Annotated in this window: 14 protein-coding genes; 11 read left to right on the top strand and 3 right to left on the bottom strand. The window is 68.5% G+C overall.

What is annotated here, in order from left to right; all coding sequences use genetic code 11:
- Positions 1 to 95: 95 nt before the first annotated feature.
- Both ABZV42_RS13700 and ABZV42_RS13695 read right to left on the bottom strand, forming a co-directional pair.
- Positions 96 to 1,625 (bottom strand): UDP-N-acetylglucosamine 1-carboxyvinyltransferase, encoded by a 1,530-nt coding sequence (locus ABZV42_RS13700; protein WP_355981181.1) that lies wholly within the window; start codon positions 1,623 to 1,625, stop codon positions 96 to 98.
- A gap of 228 nt (positions 1,626 to 1,853) precedes the next feature.
- Positions 1,854 to 2,048, bottom strand: coding sequence for a DUF4236 domain-containing protein (locus ABZV42_RS13695; RefSeq protein ID WP_266763518.1), 195 nt, complete (start codon positions 2,046 to 2,048; stop codon positions 1,854 to 1,856).
- A gap of 468 nt (positions 2,049 to 2,516) precedes the next feature.
- Here ABZV42_RS13695 and acnA point away from each other — a divergent pair, with 468 nt between their 5' ends.
- From acnA to ABZV42_RS13675, 4 genes are all read left to right on the top strand, one after another.
- Positions 2,517 to 5,231: an aconitate hydratase AcnA gene (gene acnA / locus ABZV42_RS13690; RefSeq protein ID WP_355981183.1), complete on the top strand. Its 2,715-nt coding sequence runs from the start codon at positions 2,517 to 2,519 to the stop codon at positions 5,229 to 5,231.
- Between the two features lie 355 nt (positions 5,232 to 5,586).
- Positions 5,587 to 7,353 (top strand): HAMP domain-containing sensor histidine kinase, encoded by a 1,767-nt coding sequence (locus ABZV42_RS13685; RefSeq protein ID WP_356051996.1) that lies wholly within the window; start codon positions 5,587 to 5,589, stop codon positions 7,351 to 7,353.
- 421 nt (positions 7,354 to 7,774) lie between these two features.
- A complete protein-coding gene (locus tag ABZV42_RS13680; RefSeq protein ID WP_356051994.1) occupies positions 7,775 to 8,878 on the top strand; it encodes a lytic polysaccharide monooxygenase in 1,104 nt (367 codons plus the stop codon).
- Between the two features lie 545 nt (positions 8,879 to 9,423).
- Positions 9,424 to 12,720: a GH92 family glycosyl hydrolase gene (locus ABZV42_RS13675; RefSeq protein ID WP_356051992.1), complete on the top strand. Its 3,297-nt coding sequence runs from the start codon at positions 9,424 to 9,426 to the stop codon at positions 12,718 to 12,720.
- A gap of 101 nt (positions 12,721 to 12,821) precedes the next feature.
- Here ABZV42_RS13675 and ABZV42_RS13670 read toward each other — a convergent pair whose 3' ends face one another.
- Complete coding sequence (locus ABZV42_RS13670) at positions 12,822 to 16,646, bottom strand: GH92 family glycosyl hydrolase (RefSeq protein ID WP_356051990.1); 3,825 nt, start codon at positions 16,644 to 16,646, stop codon at positions 12,822 to 12,824.
- Between the two features lie 487 nt (positions 16,647 to 17,133).
- Between ABZV42_RS13670 and ngcE the strand changes: the two genes are divergently transcribed.
- The 7 genes from ngcE (at position 17,134) to ABZV42_RS13635 (ending at position 25,433) form a co-directional block, all read left to right on the top strand.
- Positions 17,134 to 18,582 (top strand): N-acetylglucosamine/diacetylchitobiose ABC transporter substrate-binding protein, encoded by a 1,449-nt coding sequence (gene ngcE / locus ABZV42_RS13665; RefSeq protein ID WP_355981197.1) that lies wholly within the window; start codon positions 17,134 to 17,136, stop codon positions 18,580 to 18,582.
- A gap of 34 nt (positions 18,583 to 18,616) precedes the next feature.
- A complete protein-coding gene (locus ABZV42_RS13660; protein ID WP_355981200.1) occupies positions 18,617 to 19,549 on the top strand; it encodes a sugar ABC transporter permease in 933 nt (310 codons plus the stop codon).
- A 15-nt stretch (positions 19,550 to 19,564) separates the two neighbouring features.
- Complete coding sequence (locus ABZV42_RS13655) at positions 19,565 to 20,503, top strand: carbohydrate ABC transporter permease (RefSeq protein WP_356051988.1); 939 nt, start codon at positions 19,565 to 19,567, stop codon at positions 20,501 to 20,503.
- 242 nt (positions 20,504 to 20,745) lie between these two features.
- On the top strand, positions 20,746 to 21,945 hold the full coding sequence (locus ABZV42_RS13650) for an ROK family transcriptional regulator (protein WP_355981206.1): 1,200 nt from the start codon (positions 20,746 to 20,748) through the stop codon (positions 21,943 to 21,945).
- Between the two features lie 132 nt (positions 21,946 to 22,077).
- On the top strand, positions 22,078 to 23,178 hold the full coding sequence (locus ABZV42_RS13645; protein WP_355981311.1) for a substrate-binding domain-containing protein: 1,101 nt from the start codon (positions 22,078 to 22,080) through the stop codon (positions 23,176 to 23,178).
- A gap of 180 nt (positions 23,179 to 23,358) precedes the next feature.
- A complete protein-coding gene (locus tag ABZV42_RS13640; protein WP_355981208.1) occupies positions 23,359 to 24,147 on the top strand; it encodes an ATP-binding cassette domain-containing protein in 789 nt (262 codons plus the stop codon).
- A complete protein-coding gene (locus ABZV42_RS13635) occupies positions 24,144 to 25,433 on the top strand; it encodes a sugar ABC transporter permease (protein ID WP_355981210.1) in 1,290 nt (429 codons plus the stop codon). The genes ABZV42_RS13640 and ABZV42_RS13635 overlap by 4 nt, the downstream gene beginning before the upstream one ends.
- Positions 25,434 to 25,527: the final 94 nt, after the last annotated feature.

The raw sequence follows: 25,527 nt of genomic DNA, 5'->3' as shown, positions 1-25,527 counted from the left end.
GTCCCTGTCCGGTGCGGCGGCGACCCCGCACCCGCTTCTCGCCCGCGACGAAAGCGGGGCCGGAAGGGGTGCGGGGTCGCCGCCGCGAAGGAGGGTCAGATGTCCCGGAAGATCTCGATCTGGGCGCCGATGGAGTTCAGGCGCTCGGCGAGGTCCTCGTAGCCGCGGTTGATGACGTAGACGTTCCGCAGCACCGACGTGCCGTCGGCCGCCATCATCGCGAGCAGCACGACCACGGCCGGCCGCAGCGCGGGCGGGCACATCATCTCGGCGGCGCGCCAGCGGGTCGGGCCCTCGACGAGCACCCGGTGCGGGTCGAGCAGCTGGAGCCGGCCGCCGAGGCGGTTGAGGTCCGTCAGGTAGATCGCCCGGTTGTCGTAGACCCAGTCGTGGATCAGGGTCTGGCCCTGCGCGGTGGCCGCGATGGCCGCGAAGAACGGGACGTTGTCGATGTTCAGGCCGGGGAACGGCATCGGGTGGATCTTGTCGATCGGCGCCTCCAGCTTGGAGGGCCGCACGGTCAGGTCGATCAGCCGCGTACGGCCGTTGTCCGCGAAGTACTCGGGGGTGCGGTCGTGGTCGAGGCCCATCTCCTCCAGGACCGCGAGCTCGATCTCCAGGAACTCGATCGGCACCCGGCGCACCGTCAGCTCCGACTCGGTGACCACGGCGGCGGCGAGCAGGCTCATCGCCTCGACCGGGTCCTCGGAGGGCGAGTAGTCCACGTCGACGTCGATGTTCGGCACGCCGTGCACGGTGAGCGTCGTGGTGCCGATGCCCTCCACCCGTACGCCCAGGGCCTCCAGGAAGAAGCACAGGTCCTGGACCATGTAGTTGGAGGACGCGTTGCGGATGACCGTGACGCCGTCGTGGCGGGCGGCGGCGAGCAGCGCGTTCTCGGTGACGGTGTCCCCGCGCTCGGTCAGCACGATCGGCCGTCCGGGCGTGACGGAGCGGTCGACGCGAGCGTGGTAGAGACCCTCGGTGGCCGCGATGTCGAGGCCGAACCGGCGCAGCGCGATCATGTGCGGCTCGATGGTGCGGGTGCCGAGGTCGCAACCGCCCGCGTAGGGCAGCTTGAAGGCCTCCAGGCGGTGCAGTAGCGGGCCGAGGAACATGATGATGGACCGCGTGCGGATGGCGGCCTCGGCGTCGATCGACTCCATGTCCAGCTTGCTCGGCGGCACGATCTCCAGGTCGATGCCGTCGTTGATCCAGCGGGTGCGGACGCCGATCGAGTTGAGGACCTCCAGCAGGCGGTAGACCTCTTCGATGCGGGCCACCCGGCGCAGCACCGTGCGCCCCTTGTTCAGGAGCGTGGCGCAGAGCAGCGCGACGCAGGCGTTCTTGCTCGTCTTGACGTCGATCGAGCCGGACAGACGACGCCCGCCGACGACACGCAGATGCATCGGACCCGCATACCCGAGCGAGACGATCTCGCTGTCCAGCGCCTCACCGATTCGGGCGATCATCTCAAGGCTGATGTTTTGGTTGCCGCGCTCGATGCGATTGACGGCGCTCTGACTGGTGCCCAGCGCCTCGGCGAGTTGCGACTGTGTCCAGCCCCGGTGTTGCCGGGCGTCACGGATGAGCTTGCCGATGCGTACGAGGTAGTCGTCTGCCATGGCGCGACCGTATATCGGATGTGAGATAAAGAAAAATGGAGCGCCGCCTTCCGAGTGGTGAGGGTCACCAGTCGGTGTTCGAGGGGCAGTTCGGGTGCCCCGCGCCGGCACGGCGACGGCGCCCGCGGGGTGCCCGCACCCCCGCGAGCCCGTGCCGCCGCGCGTGAATGCCGTGAAGATGCGCTTCCGTGACGGTTCGTCGGTGACGGACTCTTTGTCGCTATTGGGTCACTTTGCCTTGCGCGTGGTCTTGCGCCACCCGAACGGCCCCGGCAGGTCCATCGACGTCGTCCGGCGTCCGGTGCTGCTGTGTGTGCGCTTCGGCCCGTTCTTTCCGCCCGAGGTGATGGACCACGACTTGCGGTTGATGTTGAGCCGCAGTCCGGGAAGGATCCGGAAGCTCTTGCGGAAGGTGAGCGGCATGGTGCCCCCTGTGTCGGTGCCGCCGGGGCGTTCCCGGCGGACACCGGGTACCCCGAAACGCGCCCGACGTGCCTGCCGTTTCGGTTCCGAGGGGTCAACTCGCGCCCGGGGGAGGGGATTGGCCCCCTCGGCCGGTGTCGGACTCCGGTCGGCCCGGTTCCGTGACCGGGTCGTCCGGCGGTCGCGGGCCGGGATCCGTGACCGGATGATGCCGGGCGATGCGGGCCATCTCCTCGTGAGCGGACAACCGACACCCCTCGGACATGCGGACGCCCGGACATGACCTGTCCGCCCCCATGCATTAGAGTTATCTCGACATCGAGATATCTGCCGAGGCGTACCGCAGTCGTATCGCGTCGCCCATCCGACGGTAAGGGTTACCTAACTTAGCCTTACCTTAGCGGATCGGCCATGGCGTCGTGGCGGCAGGATGCGGTGGGAACGCGCACATCAATGAAGGAGACTGTCGTGTCGGCGAACAGCTTCGACGCCCGCAGCACGCTGCAGGTGGGCGACGAGTCGTACGAGATCTTCCGGCTGGACAAGGTGGAAGGCTCGGCTCGCCTTCCGTACAGCCTGAAGGTGCTGCTGGAGAACCTGCTCCGCACGGAGGACGGCGCGAACATCACCGCCGACCACATCCGGGCGCTCAGCGGCTGGGACTCGCAGGCCCAGCCCAGCCAGGAGATCCAGTTCACGCCCGCCCGCGTGATCATGCAGGACTTCACCGGCGTGCCCTGTGTCGTCGACCTCGCCACCATGCGCGAGGCCGTCAAGGAGCTCGGCGGCGACCCGGCGAAGATCAACCCCCTGGCCCCGGCCGAGCTGGTCATCGACCACTCCGTCATCGCCGACAAGTTCGGCACCAACGACGCGTTCGCGCAGAACGTCGAGCTGGAGTACGGCCGCAACAAGGAGCGCTACCAGTTCCTGCGCTGGGGCCAGACCGCCTTCGACGAGTTCAAGGTCGTCCCGCCGGGCACCGGCATCGTCCACCAGGTGAACATCGAGCACCTGGCGCGCACGGTCATGGTCCGAGGCGGACAGGCGTACCCCGACACCCTCGTCGGCACCGACTCGCACACCACGATGGTCAACGGCCTCGGCGTGCTCGGCTGGGGCGTCGGCGGCATCGAGGCCGAGGCCGCGATGCTCGGCCAGCCGGTCTCCATGCTCATCCCGCGTGTCGTCGGCTTCAAGCTGACCGGTGAGCTCACCCCGGGCACCACCGCCACCGACCTCGTGCTGACCATCACCGAGATGCTGCGCAAGCACGGTGTCGTCGGCAAGTTCGTCGAGTTCTACGGCGAGGGTGTGGCCGCCACGTCGCTGGCCAACCGCGCCACCATCGGCAACATGTCGCCGGAGTTCGGCTCCACCGCCGCGATCTTCCCGATCGACGGCGAGACCCTGAACTACCTCAAGCTCACCGGCCGCTCCGCGCAGCAGGTCGCGCTCGTCGAGGCGTACGCCAAGGAGCAGGGCCTCTGGCTCGACCCGGCCGCCGAGCCCGACTTCTCCGAGAAGCTGGAGCTCGACCTCTCCACGGTCGTCCCCTCGATCGCCGGCCCGAAGCGCCCGCAGGACCGCATCGTCCTCGCGAACGCCGCCGAGCAGTTCAAGGTCGACGTGCGCAACTACGTCGACACCGACGACGAGGCCGGCAAGGAGTCCTTCCCCGCCTCCGACTCCCCGGCCTCGGCCAACGGCGTGCCGTCCAACCCGGTCACCGTGACCGCCCCCGACGGCTCGACCTACGAGATCGACCACGGCGCGGTGACGGTCGCGGCCATCACCTCCTGCACCAACACCTCGAACCCGTACGTCATGGTCGCCGCCGCGCTCGTCGCGAAGAAGGCCGTGGAGAAGGGCCTGACCCGCAAGCCGTGGGTCAAGACCACCCTCGCCCCGGGCTCCAAGGTCGTCACCGACTACTTCGACAAGGCGGGGCTCACCCCCTACCTCGACAAGGTCGGCTTCAACCTGGTCGGCTACGGCTGCACGACCTGCATCGGCAACTCCGGCCCGCTGCCGGACGAGGTCTCCAAGGCCGTCAACGACCACGACCTCGCGGTCACCTCGGTCCTCTCCGGCAACCGGAACTTCGAGGGCCGTATCAACCCCGACGTCAAGATGAACTACCTGGCGTCCCCGCCGCTGGTCGTCGCCTACGCCCTCGCGGGCTCCATGAAGGTGGACATCACCCGCGACGCGCTCGGCACCGACACCGAGGGCAAGCCGGTCTTCCTGGCCGACATCTGGCCCTCCGAGGCCGAGGTCAACGACGTCGTGGCGAACTCCATCGGGGAGGACATGTTCAACAAGTCCTACCAGGACGTCTTCGCGGGCGACGCCCAGTGGCAGGCGCTGCCGATCCCCGAGGGCAACACCTTCGAGTGGGACCCGCAGTCGACGTACGTGCGCAAGCCCCCTTACTTCGAGGGCATGACGATGGAGACCACCCCGGTCTCCGACATCGCCGGCGCGCGCGTCCTCGCCAAGCTCGGCGACTCGGTCACCACCGACCACATCTCCCCGGCCGGTGCGATCAAGGCCGACACCCCCGGAGGCAAGTACCTCACGGAGCACGGTGTCGAGCGTCGTGACTTCAACAGCTACGGCTCGCGCCGCGGCAACCACGAGGTCATGATCCGCGGTACGTTCGCCAACATCCGCCTGCGCAACCAGATCGCGCCGGGCACCGAGGGCGGCTACACCCGCGACTTCACGCAGGACGGCGCCCCCGTCTCGTTCATCTACGACGCCTCGCGCAACTACATCGAGCAGGGCATCCCGCTGGTCATCCTGGCCGGCAAGGAGTACGGCTCCGGCTCGTCCCGCGACTGGGCCGCCAAGGGCACCGCGCTCCTCGGCGTCAAGGCCGTCATCGCCGAGTCGTACGAGCGCATCCACCGCTCGAACCTCATCGGCATGGGCGTCCTGCCGCTCCAGTTCCCGGAGGGCGCCACGGCCGAGTCCCTCGGTCTGACCGGCGAGGAGACCTTCTCCTTCACCGGCGTCGAGGAGCTCAACAACGGCACCACCCCGCGCACGGTGAAGGTCACCACCGACACCGGCGTCGACTTCGACGCGGTCGTCCGCATCGACACCCCCGGCGAGGCGGACTACTACCGCAACGGCGGCATCATGCAGTACGTGCTGCGCAACCTGATCCGCAACTGAGCGGTCCGGTGACGCAGTTGTAAGGCTGCTCCGCACGGAGCCGAGGGCCGCATCCCCGTTCGACGGGGATGCGGCCCTCGGCCGTCGCCCCGAACTCCCCTCCAGGACATCGGCGGTGCCCAGGTGGAACACAGGATTCCCTCAGCGGACCCGGCCACGATTGCCCCATGTACGGTGCATCTGGGGTCCTTGTCGGCCACGCCCACGTCAACGTCCGTATCCCCGTCGGAGTCCCGATCGTCCATCGCGGGTCGATGGCCGCCGGTCCGCGCCCCGGACGCGGTACGGTCCGGGCCCTCGCGAAACGCGTGGCGCCCGGTCACGCGTACGCCGACAGGCCGTCGGAGAGCGGGAGATGAGCCCGTCCCGCGCGCCCCGGCCACCCCGCTGCGGGCGATCCCCGCACACACGACCCCTGCGTACGCGGCTGCTCGTCCTCATCGGACTGGCACTCTTCGCGGTGTGCGTGACCATGGCCATCACTACGGTGCTCACCCAACGGGCCTACCTGCTCGGCGACTTGGACCGGAGGGTCGGCGAGGCCGCCGAGCGTGACAGGAACGGCGTCCTCGGGGACGGCGCCAGGACGGACCTCGGCTCGTTCGACGGGCGAGGGCAGCCGATCGGCACGATCTCCGCCCGGCTCGGCACGGACGGGACGGTCCTCGCGGCCGAGGTGGTGCGCCGTAGCGGCGGGCGGGGAGACCTCGGCGCGGCCCAGCGTGCCGCCCTGGCCGGGGTCGGGACGGACGGCCGACCGCACACCCGTACCGTCCCCGGACTCGGCACGTACCGTGTCGCCGCGCTCGACGGCGGCGGACGGCCCGTGCTCACCGCCCTCCCGATGGACGACGTCCAGGACGCGCTGCGGGGTCTGGCCGTGGTCGAGACCGTGGTGGCGGGCGCGGCCCTCACCGTCGCGGGCTGCGCCTGCGCGGTCGTGGTCCGGAGCGGGCTGCGCCCACTCGAACAGGTGGCCGCCATGGCCGCCGAGATCACCCGCACACCCCTGGAACGAACCGAGGTGGCCGGTTCGGCGCGGACGCCCGAAAGCGGCGCCGGTCCCGGTGGCGAGTTGACCGGCCGGGCTGACGAGGTGGCCGGTTCGGCGCGGGTGTTCGGGCGCGGTCCGGGTTCCGGTGTCGAGGTGGCCGGTTCGGCGCGGCCGTTCGGGCGTGGTGCGGGTTCTGGTGGCGAGGTGGCCGCCCCGGCGCGTGTGCTCGACCATGGTGCGGGCCTCGGCAGTGAGGCCGACCGGATCGGCGCCGCCCTCGATCGCCTCGTGGACCACGTCGAGGCCGCCCGCGTCCAGCGCCTGCGCGGCGAGCAACGCGTGCGCGCCGCCGAGGAACGCATGCGCCGCTTCCTCTCCGACGCGAGCCACGAACTCCGTACACCGCTGGCGTCAATCGCCGGATACGCGGAACTGATGACACGTGGCATCGGCCTCGTCGAACCGGCGACGGCCTGGCGACGGGTGTCCGCCGAGTCGGCCCGGATGACCGGACTGGTCGAGGATCTGCTGCTGCTCGCCCGGCTCGACGAGGGGCACCCGCCCGGGACGGCCGAGGTGGATCTGACGGTGCTGGTCGCCGAGGCCGTGCGAGACTCGAGGGCCGCGGGGGAGGACCACGTCTGGCGGCTGGGCCGGCTCCCGGACTCTCCGGTCCTTGTGGCCGGTGACGAGGCCGGGCTCCGCCAAGTGGTGGCGAACCTGCTGGCCAACGCCCGTACGCACACACCGGCGGGCACGACGGTCGTCACCACGGTCGAGGTGACGGGTACGTCCTGCGCGATCCGGGTCCGCGACGACGGCCCCGGTATCCCGCCCACACTGCTGCCCAGCGTCTTCGAGCCCTTCACCCGCGCCGACGCCTCCCGCTCCCGCGTGTCTCCCGGTCACGGCGGCTCGGGCCTCGGCCTCGCCGTCGCCGAGGCCGTCACGAAGGCGCACCGCGGCCGCATCCACGCCGAGAGCGCCCCGGGCCGTACGGAGTTCACCGTCGAACTCCCCGCGTTGCGGCCGGTGCCAGCGCCGCGGCTCCCGACGGAAGCGGACCCGTACGAACGCGCACCCGCACCCCGGACCGGAGGGGAAGCCGCAGCCTTCCCCCGGAGGTGAGCGCGAACGGCTGACCGCCGGCCTCCGGCCGAGTCGAGTACGAACGGCAGGCGGGCCGGATCCAGGGAGCCCAGGGAGCCCAGGGAGCCCAGGGAGCCCACGGAACCCGCGGAGCCCAGGGAGCCCAGAGAACCCACGGAACCCGCGGAGCCCACAGAGCCCACGGAGCCCACAGAGCCCAGGGAACCCGCGGAACCCAGGGAACCCACGGAGCCAACGGAGCGCAGAGGACCCACAGGACCCACAGGACCTACGGAACCCCGCCCCGCCCGACGCACCCGACGCGCAGCCCGTTTACACGCGTTCCTGGGCGCGCTACTTTCCGAGTGAGGTGGGAGCGCTCCCACAGGTGGACCGGAACCCGCCCCGGGAGTCGCTCCCGCCTCGCCCCCGATCCCGTACACCCCACGAAGGGATTGTCATGCACTTAACAGGCTCGCCGTCCACGGCGGGACCGCGACGGCCGCTGCCCCGATTACCGTTCGCCGGCCGCCGCCCGTCCCCCTTCCTCGTCCTTCTCGCCCTGCTGGCCGTGCTCCCGGCCCTCGCACTGATCGTCGCGACCGGCGGCCGGGCCCAGGCGCACGGCACCCCCATGAAGCCCGGCAGCCGTACGATCCTGTGCTGGCAGGACGGGCTGACCGACACCGGTGAGATCAAACCGGTGAACCCGGCCTGCAAGGCGGCCCAACAGGTCAGCGGCACAACGCCGTTCTACAACTGGTTCTCGGTGCTGCGCTCGGACGGCGCCGGGCGCACCCGCGGCTTCGTCCCCGACGGCTCGCTGTGCAGCGGCGGCAACCCCAACTTCACGGGCTTCGATCTGCCGCGCTCCGACTGGCCGTTGACCCACCTCACCGCGGGCGCGACCGTCGACTTCGCGTACAACGCCTGGGCGGCGCACCCCGGTTGGTTCTACGTCTACATCACCAAGGACGGCTTCGACCCGACCAGGCCCCTCACCTGGGACGCCATGGAGGACCAGCCGTTCCTCACCGTCGACCACCCGCCGCTCAACGGCACCCCTGGCACGGTCGAGGCCAACTACTCCTGGAGCGGCAAGCTGCCGGCGGGCAAGACCGGCCGTCACATCGTCTACGTGGTCTGGCAGCGCTCGGACAGCGCGGAGACGTTCTACTCCTGCTCCGACGTCGTCTTCGACGGCGGCAACGGCGAGGTCACCGGCATCCATGACCCGGGCAACCCGACCGAACCCCCGCCCGGCGCCTGCTCCGCGACCCGGCGTACCACCAACAGCTGGCCGGGCGGCCACCAGTCCGAGGTGACGGTCACCAACACCGGCACGGTCCCGATGCTCGGCTGGATGGTCGACTGGACGCTGCCGGGCGGTCAGTCGGTCGCGAGCCTGTGGAACGGCAACGCGACCTACAGCGGTCAGGACGTGATGGTGCACAACGCCGACTGGAACGGCTCGCTGAGTCCGGGCGGCAGCACCACGTTCGGGTATGTCGTCCAGGGCTCGGGCGACGATCCGCCGACGGCCCTTCCCTGCCGGGTCGGCTGAACGGGCGACGCTCGGGGCGGACCGGGTGGGTGGGTTCGGACCCACCCACCCGGTCCGCGAGCCCGGACGCGGCGGGGGAGGCCCTGCCCGGGATGGTGCGGCTTGTGGCGACCGTGGTGCGCGACAACGTTGTCGTACGGTCTGCGCAAGACTCTATCGCCTCAACGGACAACGATGTCAAGAACGTTGACGGCCTAGCTCGGCTCGTTCGTGACCTTCGGGGGCGAGTGCCGGACGCGGTATCGGCGGCGGAGACGGGCTGCGTCCGGCTCGTTCGTGGCCTTGGGGGGCGAACGCCGGACGTGACATCGGCGGCGGAGAGGGGCCGCGTGGCGCGGGCGCCGCCCATCGGTTCCCGCCCCTGCCCACCGGCAGGCCGGGAGGGGGCCCGCCCTGCCTGTCTCCCGTGACGCCATCGGAGTGTCCGCCAGGCGCGTCCCCGGCGGCGCACGCGGTCTTCCGTGGTACCCGTGGCGCACGTTACTGTCCCTGCGGCTTGTGCGACCTGTGGTGCGCGACCCGTCCGAAGGAGGAGGGGCCGCGTCATGCGTTTCCGTCCGTCATCGTTACTGCCGGCCGTCGCCCTGACGGTCGCCGGCGTCACCCCGGCGTTCGCCGCACCTCCGTCGGGGCCGCCGGAACCAGTGCCTGCCACGGCACTTGTCCAGGACCCCACCGCGTACGTCGATCCGCTCATCGGCACCAGGAACGGCGGCAATGTCTTCCCGGGCGCCGTCACGCCCTTCGGCATGCTCTCCTGGAGCCCGGAGAACACACGCGGGGACGCCACCCGCACCGCCGCGCCCGGCGGTTACCAGTACGACGCCACGCGCATCCGGGGCTTCAGCCTCACCCACATGTCCGGAACGGGATGCGCGGGCGGCAGCGGAGACATCCCGTTCTTCCCGTACGCCGGTGAGGTCGACTCGTCCCCGGCGACCGACACCAAGGACGCCGTCTACGCCTCCGGGTTCGCCCACACCGACGAACTGGCCGAGCCCGGCCACTACAAGGTGGGACTCGCCTCCGGCGTGACCGCCGATCTCACGGCCACCCCCCGCACAGGCTCGGGCCGCTTCACCTTCCCCGCCGGCAAACCCGCCTCGATGTTGATCCGGACCGCCAACTCCGAGGTCGGGTCCACCGATTCGAGTGTGCGGATCGATCCGGCGACCCGGACCGTCTCCGGCTCGGTCACCTCCGGCAACTTCTGCGGCTACCTCGACCCCGAGGGCCAACGCTCCTACTACACCGTGTACTTCACCGCCCGCTTCGACCGCGACTTCAAGACCACCGGCACCTGGCAGGACGACCGGGTGAGCCCGGGCGCCACCGAGGCGAGCGGCGGCACCGGGGGCTTCGCCCAGGGCGGCCGGCCTCTCGCGGGCAAGGGGGCGGGTGGATATGTGGAGTTCGAGCCCGGCACCGACCCCGTGAACGTCAAGGTCGGTATCTCCTACGTCAGTCAGGAGGGCGCCGCCGCCAACCTCGCGGACGAGAACCCGCCGTCCCGCTCCTTCGCCTCCGTCCAGCGCGCCGCCCATCGCGCCTGGCGTGAACGGCTCGGCCGGATCGGCGTCGGCGGGGGCACCGACAGCGACCGCACCACCTTCTACACCGCGCTCTACCACGCCCTTCTGCACCCGAACGTCATCAGTGACGCCGACCGCAGATACCGGGGCCCCGACGGCAAGGCGCACACCGTCGGCCGGGGCCACGAGGCGCAGTACGGCACCTTCTCCGGCTGGGACGTCTACCGCTCCCAGGTACAGCTGCTGACCCTGCTCGACCCGGACACCGGCTCCGACATCGCGCAGTCCCTCCTCGAACTCGCCCGGCAGAACGGGGGAGTCTGGGACCGCTGGCTGCACGGCGCGAGCGGGACGCACGTCATGAACGGCGATCCGTCGGCGCCCGCCCTCGCGGGCATCCGCGCGTTCGGCGGCACGGACTTCGACCTGCGCGGCGCACTCGGCTCCCTGGTGAAGGCGGCGACCGTGCCGACCGAGCAGGACCTCTCACCGGCGGGCAAACCGGTGCTCTCGGCCGGCCAGCGCCCCTCGCTCGACAAGTACCTCGACCACCACTACATGCCGTCCGTGTCCAACGCCTGGGGCGGCGCCGCCGAGACCCTGGAGATGTCCGGCGCGGACTTCGCCATCTCCCAACTGGCCAAGGCCGCCGGACAGAAGAAGACCGCCGCCGACTTCGCCGAGCGTTCCCAGTGGTGGCAGAACAACTTCAACATCGCGGCCGACCCCGGCGGCGGTTACGTCGCCAACCGCAAGGCCGACGGGAGCTGGGTCACCGGCTTCACCCCGGCGGCCGGAAACGGCTTCGTGGAGGGCACGGCGGCCCAGTACACCTGGATGGTGCAGCACGACCCGGCCGGCCTCTTCGCCGCCATGGGCGGCCGCGCCCAAGCTCTCGACCGCCTCGACACGTTCTTCCATGAGGCGGACGGCAGTTGGGCGTTCACCGGCAGCGGCGGCGACAAGTCCGAGCTGGACAACGAGCCCTCGGTCAACGTGCCCTACCTGTACGACTACGCGGGCGCGCCGTACAAGGCGCAGGAGACCGTGCGAGCGGCGATGGCCCGGCTGTGGTCGACGCAGCCCGGCGGCATCCCCGGCAACGACGACCTCGGTGAGATGTCGTCCTGGTACGTCTTCTCCGCGCTCGGCATGTACCCCCAGGTGCCCTCCCGCGCCGAACTCGTCCTGGCCTCGCCGCTGTTCCCGAGGATCGAGATCGAGCGTCCGGGCGGCGCCGACATCGAGATCCGGGCCCGGGGCGCGGCCGCGGACGCCCCGTACGTCCAGTCGCTGCGGGTCGACGGCCGCAGCAGCGGCAGGCCATGGCTCCCGGCCTCCTTCGTCCGGGACGGCGGCACGCTCGACTACACGCTGTCCACGACCCCCGACAAGAGCTGGGGAAGTGCGGAGGCGGCCGCGCCGCCCTCCTTCCGCACGGGCGAACAGCCGTACCAGATCGGTGTGGGCCCGACGGCGGCGACGCTCGCGCCAGGCGGCAGCACCGCGCTCGACGTCCGCGCCCTCGCCCTCGGCGGGGGAGCCGGGCCCGAGGTCCGCTTCCACGTGGATGTTCCGGCGGGTGTGACGGCGACTCCCGCGGAGGGCACGGTGAGCGACGGCGCCCAGCGGATCGCCCTCACCGCCGCCGACGACGCCGAGCAGGGGTTCTACGACGTCAAGGTGTCCGTGACCTCCGCCGACACGTCGTACGCCCAGCCGGTGGCCCTGACGGTCGCCGCTCCGGGATCCCTCCTCGCGGCCTACGACAACACCGGAGTCTCCGACGACACCGGGGACCACGCCGAGGCCGACTACGACGGCGGCGGCTGGAGCTACTCCCGTCAAGCCCTCGCCGACGCGGGTCTGACCCCGGGCGGCCAGGGAACGGTGGACGGCCTCGCCTACACCTGGCCGAAGTCCCCCTCGGGCCGCCCCGACAACGCCTCGGCCACCTCGCAGACCATCGAACTGAGCGACCCGGCAAGCCGGTTGTCCTTCATCGGCAGCGCCGTGAACGGCAATCAGAAGACCACGGCGACCGTGACCTACACCGACGGCGGCACCGATTTTGTCGATCTGTCCTTCACCGACTGGACCGTCGGGGGAGGGGGCGGGACCGTCCAGTACGGCAACGAGACCATCGCCAGGACCGCGTACCGCAACGTCGCCGGCGCCGACAAGGACCCGGTCGCCACCTACGTCTTCGCCACCAAGCCCTTCCAGGCGCCGGCAGGCAGGACCGTCAAGAGCGTCACCCTCCCGGACGACGCCGATCTGCACGTCTTCACCCTCGCGGTGAGCCCCTGAACCGACGGCTCGCCAAGTGATCCACCCGTGCAGGTGAACGTGAAAGCGGGGCGGGCCCGGAGCCTCCTCCGGGCCCGCCCCTCTTTGCCGTCGGGTGCCGCTCAGGCCAGCAGTTCCACCTCCGCGAGAGTCGACTCACCGTCGAGGACGAGGCGGTAGTGGGCGTACGAGCCCGGGGCCGCGACCGTGAACACCCGGGTCTGTCTGTCCCAGGGGAAGGACTCGCCGGAGCGCTTGTCGAGGTCGGTCCACGTCGTCCCGTCCGACGAGCCCTGGAGAGTCCACCCGCTCGGGGCCTTGGTGTGGTCCGAGGAGGTCAGTGTGTACTGGACCCCCTCGGTCTCGGCGCCGACCGGCAGGTCCACCGAGGTGACGGTGGCGTTGGTGGCCGAGGTGTTGTCGAAGAGGGCGCCATCGCCCTTGAGGGTGTCGGCGCGCGGTGACGGCACCTTGTCGTCCTCGGTGACCGACGCCGGTGCCGCGTTCTTGCCGGTGCCCCACGAGGACGGCTCCGCGCCCATGTCGAACTCCAGCACTCCGCCCCGGGTGATCAGCGAGTGGGGGAGCGAAGTCGAGGTCCACCGCTTGCCGTTGAACCGGACGCCCTGCACGTACACGTTCTTCGTGCTGTTTCGCGGGGCCCTGATGACCAGGTCGTGGCCGTTCTCCAGGTGGACCGTCGCCTTGGTGAACAGGGGCGATCCGATGGCGTATTCGCCGCTGCCCATCACCAGCGGGTAGAAGCCGAGCGAGGAGAAGAGGTACCAGGCCGACTGCTCGCCGTTGTCCTCGTCGCCGTGGTAGCCCTGCCCGATCTCGCTGCCGCTGTAGAGACGGGAGAGGACCTCGCGGATGTTCTTCTGGGCCTTCCAGGGCTGTCCGGCCGCGTCGTACATGTAGTTGACGTGATGGGCCACCTGGTTGGAGTGCCCGTACTGGCCCATCCGTACGTCCCGGGCCTCGGTCATCTCGTGGATGACCCCGCCGTAGGAGCCGACGGTGTCGGGCGAGGCCGTCTCGGGGGTGGAGAAGTACGTGTCGAGCTTCTGCGCGAGCGCTGCCCGGCCGCCGTACAGGTTGGCGAGACCGCGCGAGTCCTGCGGCGCGGTGAACGCGTACCCCCAGCCGTTGGTCTCCGTGTAGTCGTAACCCCACACGCGCGGATCGTACTTCGCGGAGTCGAGCCGCCAGTCGCCCTTCGCGTCGCGGCCCTGGAAGAAGCCGGCCTTGGTGTCGAAGAGGTTCACGTAGTCGCGGGAGCGGTTGAGGAAGTAGTCCGACTCCTCCTTGTAGCGCTTCTCGCCGGTCTTCTTGTAGAGCGCCTTGCCCATCTCGGCGATGCCGTAGTCGTTGACGTAGCCCTCCATGGCCCATGACAGGCCCTCGCCCGTGGAGGTGCTCGTGTAGCCGAGGAAGGGAGAGGTGGCCATGCCCTTGCGGCCGACTCCTGAGGTCGGCGGGACCACCGTCGCGTTCTTCAGGGCCGCGTCGTACGCCGACTTCGCGTCGAAGTCGACACCCTTGACGTACGCGTCCGCGAACGCCACGTCCGACGAGGTGCCGGTCATCAGGTCCGCGTAGCCCGGCGAGGACCAGCGCGAGGTCCAGCCGCCGTCCTTGTACTGCTGTACGAACCCGTCGACCATCTCACCCGCCTGACCGGGCGTCAGCAGCGAGTAGGCGGGCCAGGTCGTCCGGTAGGTGTCCCAGAAACCGTTGTTGACGTACACCTTGCCGTCGACGATCTTCGCACCGGTGTGGGTCGCGGTGTCGGGACCCGGCATCGGGGAGAACGGGGAGGCGTACTGGTACTTCGAACCCACCTTCTCGAAGCCGGAGTTCGGGTACAGGTAGAGCCGGTACATGCTGGAGTACAGCGTGGTCAGCTGATCGGGTGTGGCGCCCTGTACCTCCACCTTGCCGAACAGCCGGTCCCACTGGCGTCGCGCGTCCTTCTTGACCGCGTCGAACGACGTGCCGTCCGGGATCTCCTGGCTCAGGTTGTCCTTGGCCTGGTCGATGCTGATGAGCGAGGTGGCCAGCCGCAGGGTGACGGTGTGGTCGGAGCCGGCCTTGAACCTCATGTAGCCCTTGACGCCGCCGGCGGAGCCCTCGGTCACGGGCGCGTCGAAGACGCCGTAGACGAAGAGCCGGGTGGCGCCGGTCGACAGGCCCGACTTCACGTCCGAGTAGCCGGTGACGACACCGGCCGAGGTGTCGAGCGTCAGCCCCGCCTGCTCGGTGACGTTGTCGAAGATCACGCTCGCGTCGTCACCGGGATAGGTGAAGCGCAGCGCCGCGGCGTGGTCGGTCGGCGCCATCTCCGCCTTGAGACCGTTCTCGAAGGTCACCCCGTAGTAGTACGGCCGCGCGGTCTCGTTCTCGTGCCGGAAGGCCAGTTCGCGGGCGGCCCTGCCGGTGTCCGGGGTTCCGGAGGCGGCCGACGGCATCACCTGGAAGGTCTGCCGGTCACCCATCCAGGGGCTCGGCTCATGGCTCGCGCTGAACGCCTGGATGGTGGGCAGGTTGTCCGCGTTGTTGGCCCGGGCGTAGTCGTACAGCCAGCTCAGCGAGCCCGCGTTGGTCACCGGCGTCCAGAAGTTGAAGCCGTGCGGCACGGCCGTGGCCGGGAAGTTGTTTCCGCGCGAGAAGCCGCCGCTGGAGTTGGTGCCGCGGGTCGTGAGCGCGTAGTCGGCGAGATGCTCCGCGGGCTGCTGCGGAGCGGCCCTGCGCAGCGAGACGTCGTCGAGCCAGCCGCGGAACTTCGCGGGGCCCTTCGGCGAGTCGTAGGCGAGGAGGATCCGGTCGACGGTCTTCCCGATCGCCACGGAACCGATCCGCGAGGACACGTTGTTCCACTGGTTGACGTACAGCACCTTGGCGGCGCCTTGGCCCTGTGGCGTCAGCGCGAATCCGTGCTGGTCCACGGCGTTGAGACCGCTCAGCGAGGTGCCGTCGGTGAAGACCAGGTCGACGGCCACGTTCGTGGCGTCGTAGTCCCGGTCGCCGTCCGCCATCGAGGGAAAGATCCGGTACGACAGTTCGGTGTCGCGCCCGACGCGGACGTTCACGTCGAAGACCTTGTTGTACGAGTAGGCACGACCGTCACCCTTGTGGGTGCCGGCGTACCGCAGCGCCCGTTTGCCGGTGAAACCCGCGCCCGCCTTGGCGGTCGGCGAGCCGCTCGGCCCCCGGTCCACGAGCGAGAGCATGTCCTTGGGCGTCGGGTCGTCGCTCTGGCCCGTCGAGAACTGGACGTCGGCGATCTGGAGGATGTCGCCGCCGTTGTTCTTCGTGACGTCGAGCCGGAAGTGCTGGTACTCGACAGGGCTCTGGATGTCGTACGCCTTCGTCTGGAACCGCTCGCCGAAGGATTCGCCGGAGCGGGTGTCGAGGGTCTTCCAGTCCTTGCCGTCGGTGGAGCCCTGGAGCGTCCAGTCCGCGGGGTCGCGCTCGTCGTGGTCGTTTGCGGATGTGAGCGCGTACGTGACCACCTTGACGGGCGCGTCCAGGTCGAACTCCGCCCAGCCGGTGGGCTCGAAGGTCAGCCACTTGCTGCTCGACTCACCGTCGACGAGGTTCTCCTTGACCTCGCCCGCGCCGGTGTTCTCGCCGCTGGCCCGCACGTCGGTGACGTGGTCGGTCACATTGCCGGGGATGCCGGTGCTGTAGCCGCCGTCGACCCCCGAGGACCGCTTCGTCCCGTCGGGAGCGGTGTCCACCGTGTTGAGCCAGTCCGGGGCGGGATCACCCGATTCGAACGAGGAGCTGAATTCCCGGTCCGGCTTGGCCTTTTGGGCCGGCAGGGCGACCGCGACGCCCTGGGAGGCCGCTAACAGGCAGAGCGCCGCCACCCCCAGTGCCGCCGGGGAACGCCATCCGGTCCGATGCCTGGAACTCTGTCTGTACCGAGCTCTCTGTTGCATGCGCGAGCACCCTCCCTGCACGTGGACAACGTTGTCAACTTCGAGGCGCAAGGACCATTTGGGCGCCAAGTTGACAGTGATGTCAAGGGTGTTGGGTGTGGCATCCGGGGTGAATGTCGAGTGACGAACCGTGCATTGAGTTCATTGCGGGAGGCCGGTGTCCTGTGGATCTTCGTCGGGGTGGTCCTGGGGTGCCCCATATTTCCGTGAGGTCTCAACTCGGAAAAGACCAGCGGCCAAACCTGCATTCGATCTTGCTCCGTTGGCGGGAAGTGGACTATACCTGTCGCGTCCGGCCAGTCGATCGACTGGCTCTGGACAGGCAGGACCCAGGGGGGAATTTCGCGGGACGGCGGAGCGTGGTCCATACACGTACTGCCGGTTCGTCCCGCTGAATCCCCCACGCACGACCCCAGCTTGAACTGACCGCGGTGCCGGGGAGGATCCGGTTCACCGCCTGAGTCCTGGAGAAGGCGAGGACTTGAGCATGGGATCCACTTCCGCCGAGAACAGCAGTACCGAGGGTGTAGGCCGCCGCGACCTCATCAAGAGGTCGGCCGCGCTCGGTCTGATCACGGTTCCGACGATGAGCTTCCTGTCCGCGTGTGCGAGCGGCGGCGGTGACGACAAGTCCACCGACAAGGGCACCGGCAAGACCAGCAAGGACAACCCCTTCGGTGTGAAGAAGGGCGGCGGCAAGCTCGACGTCGTCGTCTTCAAGGGCGGTTACGGCGACGACTACGCCAAGGCGTGGGAGGCGGCGTTCGACAAGAAGTGGGGCAGCAAGAGCGCCCACACCGGTACCCAGGAGATCACCGGCAAGCTCCAGCCGCGCTTCAACGGCGGCAACCCGCCGGACATCGTCGACGACTCGGGCGCCCAGCAGATCAAGCTGGACGTGCTCTACAAGAGCGGTCAGCTCCTCGACCTGGCCGCGGTCCTCGACGCCCCGTCCATCGACGACCCGTCCAAGAAGGTCCGCGACACGCTGATCCCGGGCACGCTCGACCCGGGACTTCAGGGCGGCAAGGTCGTGTCCCTCAACTACATCTACACGGTGTGGGGACTCTGGTACTCCGGCAAGCTCTTCAAGGAGAAGGGCTGGGAGGTGCCCAAGACCTGGGACGCCTTCCTCGCCATCTGCAAGGACGCCAAGTCGCAGGGCATCGGCGGCCTCGCGCACCAGGGCAAGTACCCGTACTACATCAACGTCGCCATCATGGACCTGATCGCCAAGCAGGGCGGTCTGGACGCCATGAAGGCGATCGACAACCTCGATCCCAAGGCGTTCGTCGGGTCCGACGCTGCCCAGGCGGCCGTCGAGGCCATCTACGAGGTCGTGGAAAAGGGCTACTTGATGGCCGGCACCAACGGCCTGACCCACACCGAGTCGCAGACCCGGTGGAACCAGTACAAGGCCGCGTTCATCACCTGTGGCTCCTGGCTGGAGAACGAGCAGCTCAAGCAGACGCCTGGGGACTTCGACATGAAGTTCATGCCGATGCCCAGCCTGCCGGGCGACAAGCTGCCGTTCGAGGCGATCCGGGCCGGCTCGGGCGAGCCGTTCATCATCCCGGCGAAGGCCGCGAACCTGCCCGAGGCCAAGGAGTTCATGCGCTCCATGCTCTCCAAGGAATGGTCGACGCTCTTCGCCCAGAAGGCCAACTCGCTCACCATCCTCAAGGACGGTGTGTCCGACGGCGTGCAGCTGCGTCCCGGTACGCAGTCCACGGTCGACGCCTCCAAGGCGGCCGGCACCAACAGCTTCAACTACCTGTACCCCAACTGGTACAGCGAGATGGACGTCTCGATCCAGAACGCGTCCAACGAGCTGATGTCCAAGCGCATCCAGCCGAAGGAATGGCTGAAGCGCGCCCAGGCGGCGGTCGACAAGGCGGCCAAGGACCCCGCGTCCAAGAAGAACCACCGCGACTGATCACGTAAACCCGGAACACCAGGGGCAGGATGCCATGCGAAAAGGGCAGTACCGGTTCGTCGCGGGGTTTCTCCTCGCACCTTTGGCGCTGTATCTGATCTTCGTGATCTGGCCATACATACAGACCATCGGCTACTCCTTCACCGACTGGAAGGGTCAGTCGCAGACGTTCAGTTTCGTCGGCCTGGACAATTACAAGGCGTTGTTCCAGGACGACGTATTCCTCGAAGCGATCTGGCACAACATCCTGTTCCTGGTGTTCATCCCGGTGATCACCATCCTGCTCGCCCTCTTCTTCGCCTTCATGGTGAACGCGGGCGGGCGGGGTGGTGCCGGCGGTGTCCAGGGCGTCACGGGTTCGCGCTTCTACAAGATCGTGTACTTCTTCCCGCAGGTGCTGTCGCTCGCGATCGTGGCGGTGCTCTTCGGGGCCCTCTACCGCAGTGACAGCGGCGGTCTGCTCAACGGCGTGCTGATCAAGCTCGGTCTGGTCGACGGGAACAACCCCATCGAGTGGATGAACGAGCCGAACCTGGTGCTCTGGTGCCTGATGGCGGTCGTCGTCTGGCACGGCGTCGGCTTCTATCTGGTGCTGTTCTCCGCCGCCATGCAGTCCATCCCGCGAGACATCTACGAGGCCGCGCTGCTGGACGGCGCGAGCCGCACCCACACCTTCTTCCGGGTCACCCTGCCCCTGCTCTGGGACACGGTGCAGACCGCCTGGGTCTATCTCGGAATCATCGCGATGGACATGTTCGTCCTCGTCTCGACCACGACCCAGGGCACCGGCTACGGCGGCGGGCCCGACCACCACAGCGAGGTCATGGCGAACGTCATGATGCGCAACTTCCTCTACTTCGGAAAGAGCGGCTACGCCTGCGCCATGGGCGTCGTCATGCTCCTTCTCACCCTGATCCTGTCCGTGGTCACGCTGCGCGCCACCCGCCGCGAGCGCATCGAGTTCTGAGCGGGAGACACGACTATGAGCGCACCCATGACGGAGCCGGCGAAGGCCGACGGCGCCGCGGTACCCAAGCAGCGAAGCGCCAGGAAGGCCCCGCCCCGGCCGGGCGACAAGCGCACCGAGGGCCTGGCCCTCAACGTCTTCTCCCACGGCTTCCTCGCCCTGTGGGCGATCCTGATCATCCTGCCGCTGCTCTGGCTGATCCTCAGTTCCTTCAAGACCGACGCGCAGATCGGCGGGTCGGCCCTCGGCTGGCCCTCGAACTGGCAGTTCGACGTCTTCAGCCGGGCCTGGAACAAGGGCATCGGCGACTACTTCGCCAACACCCTGATCGTCCTGGTGTTCTCGGTCCCGCTGACCATGCTGCTCGGCGCGATGGCGGCGTACGTGCTGGCCCGCTACGAGTTCCCGGGCAACCGGCTCGTGTACTACTTCTTCGTCGGCGGGGCCATGTTCCCCGTCTTCCTGGCCCTGGTGCCGCTGTTCTTCATGGTCAAGCGTCTCGACATGTTGAACACGTACCAAGGGCTGATCCTGGTCTACGTGGCGTACTCGCTGCCGTTCACCGTGTTCTTCATGCACGCCTTCTTCCGGACATTGCCGACAGCGGTGTTCGAGGCGGCGGTGCTCGACGGGGCCTCGCACACCCGGGCGTTCTTCCAGGTCATGCTGCCCATGGCCAAGCCCGGACTGCTCAGCGTCGGCATCTTCAACGTCCTGGGCCAGTGGAACCAGTACATCCTGCCCTCGGTGCTGATGCAGCCGCAGAGCAGCTCGGATCCGGAGCGCTACGTCCTGACCCAGGGACTCATCCAGCTTCAGCAGCAGCAGGGGTACGCCACCGACCTGCCCGTCCTGTTCGCCGGCGTGACCATCGCCATGATCCCGATGCTGATCGTCTACCTGTCCTTCCAGCGTCAGGTCCAGGCAGGTCTCACTTCGGCGACTCTCAAGTAACGAATCGTCCCGCCCTTCACATGCGCCACCTCCGTCCCGGGGGTGGCGCATGTGTGTCCGGGTGGGGCCGGAGGTCGAACATGACTGGGCGGCCCTGATTTCCGTCAAGGACTTGACTGCGGTAACCCGTTCAGCGGAGCTTGGAGTTCACAACTTGTAAGTGACCGGGGTCCCGTTGACGTGACCCAGATCACATGGGCGGCATCGGGGCCGCCCGGCTGAGGGCAGGAGTGGATGAGTCGATGGAGACTCCGGGGTCGCAGTCTTCGCTGCACCGAGCCAATTTGGAGCGCGTCGTGCGAGCGGTGCGGCTTGCCGGTTCGCTCACGCAGGCGGAGATCGCGAGGACGACGGGCCTGTCGGCCGCGACCGTTTCCAATATCGTTCGTGAACTCAAGGACGGCGGAACGGTCGAGGTCACACCCACGTCGGCCGGCGGCCGCAGGGCGCGCAGCGTGTCCTTGAGCGGTGACGCCGGGATCGTCATCGGCGTCGACTTCGGGCATACCCATTTGCGCGTCGCCGTCGGGAATCTGGCCCATCAGGTGCTGGCGGAGGAGTCCGAGCCGCTGGACGTGGACGCGTCCGCCGCGCAGGGCTTCGACCGGGCCGAGGAACTCGTCAGCCGCCTGATTGCAGCAACGGGCGTGGACCGTTCCAAGATCGCGGGCGTGGGCCTTGGCGTGCCGGGCCCCATCGACGTGGAGTCGGGCACCCTGGGGTCCACCTCGATCCTGCCGGGCTGGACCGGCGCCAGGCCCGCCGAGGAGCTGCGGGGGCGGCTCGGAGTGCCTGTCTACGTGGACAACGACGCCAATCTGGGCGCGCTCGGCGAGATGGTCTGGGGCAGCGGGCGCGGGGTCAGGGATCTCGCGTACATCAAGGTCGCCAGCGGTGTCGGCGCGGGGCTGGTCATAGAGGGCAAGATCTACCGCGGCCCGGGTGGCACAGCGGGAGAAATCGGGCATATTACACTTGATGAATCCGGCCCCGTGTGTCGCTGTGGCAACCGCGGCTGCCTGGAGACCTTCGCGGCGGCGCGCTATGTGCTGCCGCTCCTCCAGTCCAGTCATGGGACCGATCTGACCATGGAAGGCGTGGTCAGGCTGGCGCGGGACGGAGATCCGGGCTGCCGTCGGGTGATCGCCGACGTCGGCCGTCACATCGGCAGTGGAGTCGCGAATCTCTGTAATTTGCTGAACCCGAGCAGGGTGGTCCTGGGCGGCGATCTCGCCGAGGCCGGCGAGCTCGTTCTCGGGCCCATCAGGGAGTCTGTCGGCCGCTATGCGATCCCCAGCGCCGCACGTCAACTCTCGGTGTTGCCAGGAGCACTTGGGGGCCGTGCGGAGGTGCTGGGAGCGCTTGCTCTCGCACTCAGCGAGATGGGTGATTCGACCCTTTTGGACGGATCCCTGTCGGCTGCCGCTCCTGCCTTCACTTAGAGAACGCATGGCACCGTTGCCATCTCGTTAAGTATTTACTTCTTGACGTCGCACGTGTGGCCGAGTTGACTCCAGTCCACCTCGGCCGCAACGACGCGGCCTCGTCAGGGAGGTTTGAGAATGAACACGCAGATGCGTCGTGCCGCTGTAGCCGTTGCCGCTGGTGCAATGGCTGTCTCGCTGGCCGCTTGTGGCAGTGCCAAGGAGTCCAAGGGCAGCAGCGACAGCTCCGCCGGCTCCGCGAAGAAGGGCGACGCGATCAAGGTCGGTCTGCTCCTCCCGGAGAACCAGACGGCCCGCTACGAGAAGTTCGACAAGCCGCTGATCGAGAAGAAGGTCAGCGAGCTCACGAACGGCAAGGGCACGGTCGTCTACGCCAACGCCAAGCAGGACGCGAGCACGCAGAGCCAGCAGGTCGACACCATGATCACCAACAAGGTGGACGTGCTGATCGTCGACGCTGTGGACGCGGCCGCGATCAAGAGCTCGGTCCAGAAGGCCAAGGACGCCGGCATCCCGGTCGTGGCCTACGACCGCCTCGCGCAGGGCCCCATCTCGGGCTACACCTCGTTCGACAACAAGACTGTCGGCAAGACGCAGGGTGAGGCGCTCCTCCAGGCGCTTGGCTCCAAGGCCAAGTCCGGCAAGATCGTCATGATGAACGGTTCGGTCACCGACCCGAACGCCGCACAGTTCAAGGCCGGCGCCCACGAGGTGCTCGACGGCAAGGTGAACGTCGGCAAGGAGTACGACACCAAGGAGTGGAAGCCGGAGAACGCCAACGCCAACATGGAGGCGGCGATCTCGGCTCTCGGCAAGAAGAACATCATCGGTGTCTACTCCGCGAACGACGGCATGGCCGGCGGTATCATCACCGCGCTGAAGGCCGCCGGCCTCAAGGTCCCCGTCACGGGCCAGGACGCCGAGCTCGCGGGTGTGCAGCGCATCCTCGCGGGTGAGCAGTTCATGAGCGTCTACAAGCCGTACGCCCCGGAGGCCGACGCGGCCGCCGAGCTGGCCGTCGCGCTCGCCCAGGGCAAGTCGCTCGACTCCGTCGCCAAGGACAAGGTCGACAGCCCGACCGACAAGCAGATCCCGTCCGTCCTGGTCCCCGTCACCTCGCTGACCAAGGCCAACATCAAGGACACTGTCGTCAAGGACGGCCTGTACACGGTCAACGACATCTGCACCCCGGCGTACGCCGCGGCCTGCAAGAAGGCCGGCCTGCAGTAGTCAACCGCGAGTCGCCAACGCGTACGGGAATTCGCTTCTGAATTCCCGTACGTGGCTCGTGTGATCCAAAGCTCCTCCGGTGCCCCGCATCCAATAGCCCCGCAAGCTAAGCGGGGCACCGGACGGAACCCCCACCGCATACTTCTGCACAACCTCCCGCCGGGTCAGGCGGCGAAGGAGATGGTTCACGTGTCCGCTACGCCTGTTCTGGCGTTGCGCGGGGTCTCCAAGCGATTCGGTGCCGTCCAGGCGCTCACCGATGTAGAGCTTGAGGTCCACGCCGGTGAAGTGGTCGCCCTGGTGGGCGACAACGGCGCCGGAAAGTCCACGCTGGTCAAGACGATCGCCGGCGTGCACCCCATCGATGAGGGCTCCATCGAATGGGACGGCAGGGCCGTTCAGATCAACCGCCCGCACGACGCCCAGAACCTGGGCATCGCGACGGTCTACCAGGACCTCGCGCTCTGCGACAACATCGACGTGGTGGGGAACCTCTACCTGGGACGCGAGCTCAAGAAGCGCGGTGTCCTGGACGAGGTCGAGATGGAGCGCCGCTCCCGCGAGCTGCTGGACACGCTGTCCATCCGCATCCCCAGCGTCCGCATCCCGATCGCCTCGCTCTCCGGCGGTCAGCGCCAGACGGTGGCGATCGCCCGTTCGATGCTCGGTGAGCCCAAGCTCGTCATCCTCGACGAGCCCACCGCGGCCCTCGGCGTCGAGCAGACCGCCCAGGTCCTCGACCTGGTCGAGCGCCTGCGCGAGCGTGGCCACGCGGTGATCCTCATCAGCCACAACATGGCTGACGTGAAGGCCGTGGCCGACAAGGTCGCCGTCCTGCGCCTCGGGCGCAACAACGGCGTCTTCGAGGTCAAGTCGACCTCCCAGGAAGAGATCATTTCCGCCATCACGGGCGCCACGGAGAACGCCGTGACCCGTCGGGCGGCGCGCAGCGGGGAGGCTCAGAAGTGAGCGCCAACAAGACTTCTGGGACCGGGGACCACGTAGTGGAGAACCCCGAGGCGGCCGCCAAGGCGGTCACCGCCGTCGACCCGCGACTGCTCGTCCGCGAGCAGGGCTTCGCCGGTTACGTGGGCGAGTTCAAGCGCAAGATGAAGGCCGGCGACCTGGGTTCCATCCCGGTCGTCATCGGTCTGATCATCATCTGGGCGATCTTCGCGAGCCTGAACTCGAACTTCCTCACCGCGGGCAACCTCTCCGACATCTCCGTCGCCATGGTCGGCACGGGCATGATCGCGGTCGGCATCGTCTTCGTGCTGCTGCTCGGTGAGATCGACCTGTCGGTCGGTTCGCTCTCCGGTGTCGCCGGCGCCACGTTCGCGGTGCTCAGCGTCACCCACGGCATGAACGAGTGGCTCGCGTTCGTCCTGGCCATCCTCACCGGCACGGTCGCCGGTGCGATCCAGGGCTTCTTCTTCGCGCGCATCGGTGTGCCGGCCTTCGCCGTCACCCTGGCGGGTCTGCTGTTCTGGAACGGCCTCATGCTCCAGATCCTCGGCAGCAACGGCACGATCAACCTGGACAGCGAGGGCGTCGTCGCCAAGCTGACCAGCTACTACTTCACCGATGTCGCCGCCTCCTACGCGCTCGCCATCGTCGTGACCGCCGGGTTCTTCGCCAGCTCCTACCTCGGCAACAAGCGCCGCGAGGCGGCCGGTGTGCCGTCGCGCCCGCTGAGCGAGACCATCGCCCGCACGGTGCTGCTGGGCATCCTCAGCTTCGCCGTGGCGATCATGTACAACCAGTACAAGGGTCTGCCGCTCGCCGTGGTGATCTTCCTCGCGGTCCTGCTGGTCACGGACTTCGTGCTGCGCCGTACGTCCTTCGGCCGGAAGATCTTCGCGCTCGGTGGCAGCGTCGAGGCCTCCCGTCGTGCAGGTATCAACGTCGAGATGGTCCGGATCTCGGTCTTCTCGATCTCCGGTACCTTCGCCGCCGTCGGCGGTCTGTTCATCGCCTCGAAGATCGCCTCCGCCAACCAGGGCGCGGGCGGCGGTGACCTCCTGATGAACGCCATCGCGGCGGCCGTCATCGGTGGCACCAGCCTCTTCGGTGGCCGCGGTCGCACCTGGAACGCCCTGCTGGGTGTTCTGGTGATCGTCTCCATCCAGTACGGTCTGGCCCTGCAGGGCATCGCCTCGCCGGTCCAGTACATGATCACCGGTGGCGTTCTGCTCGCCACGGTCGTCATCGACGCCGTCACCCGCAAGACCCAGAAGACCGCGGGTCGCGCGTAGGGTTTCCACCCACCCAGGCCTGTGCCCGGCGCCAATGGCGGTGCCGGGCACAGTCACGTCCGGACGGGAACGCATGTTCCCGTCCGGTTGGGCC

Source organism: Streptomyces sp. NPDC005281, from assembly GCF_040607495.1.
GTDB lineage: Bacteria > Actinomycetota > Actinomycetes > Streptomycetales > Streptomycetaceae > Streptomyces.
This window is presented reverse-complemented; position numbering and strand designations above follow the sequence as displayed.

Coding starts and splice junctions, on each gene's coding strand:
- ABZV42_RS13670 (WP_356051990.1), bottom strand. CDS start 16,646: ATGCAACAGAGAGCTCGGTACAGACAGAGTTCCAGGCATCGGACCGGA.
- ABZV42_RS13700 (WP_355981181.1), bottom strand. CDS start 1,625: ATGGCAGACGACTACCTCGTACGCATCGGCAAGCTCATCCGTGACGCC.
- ngcE (WP_355981197.1), top strand. CDS start 17,134: ATGGGATCCACTTCCGCCGAGAACAGCAGTACCGAGGGTGTAGGCCGC.
- ABZV42_RS13645 (WP_355981311.1), top strand. CDS start 22,078: ATGCGTCGTGCCGCTGTAGCCGTTGCCGCTGGTGCAATGGCTGTCTCG.
- ABZV42_RS13650 (WP_355981206.1), top strand. CDS start 20,746: ATGGAGACTCCGGGGTCGCAGTCTTCGCTGCACCGAGCCAATTTGGAG.
- ABZV42_RS13695 (WP_266763518.1), bottom strand. CDS start 2,048: ATGCCGCTCACCTTCCGCAAGAGCTTCCGGATCCTTCCCGGACTGCGG.
- ABZV42_RS13680 (WP_356051994.1), top strand. CDS start 7,775: ATGCACTTAACAGGCTCGCCGTCCACGGCGGGACCGCGACGGCCGCTG.
- ABZV42_RS13655 (WP_356051988.1), top strand. CDS start 19,565: ATGAGCGCACCCATGACGGAGCCGGCGAAGGCCGACGGCGCCGCGGTA.
- ABZV42_RS13640 (WP_355981208.1), top strand. CDS start 23,359: ATGGTTCACGTGTCCGCTACGCCTGTTCTGGCGTTGCGCGGGGTCTCC.
- ABZV42_RS13660 (WP_355981200.1), top strand. CDS start 18,617: ATGCGAAAAGGGCAGTACCGGTTCGTCGCGGGGTTTCTCCTCGCACCT.
- ABZV42_RS13685 (WP_356051996.1), top strand. CDS start 5,587: ATGAGCCCGTCCCGCGCGCCCCGGCCACCCCGCTGCGGGCGATCCCCG.
- ABZV42_RS13675 (WP_356051992.1), top strand. CDS start 9,424: ATGCGTTTCCGTCCGTCATCGTTACTGCCGGCCGTCGCCCTGACGGTC.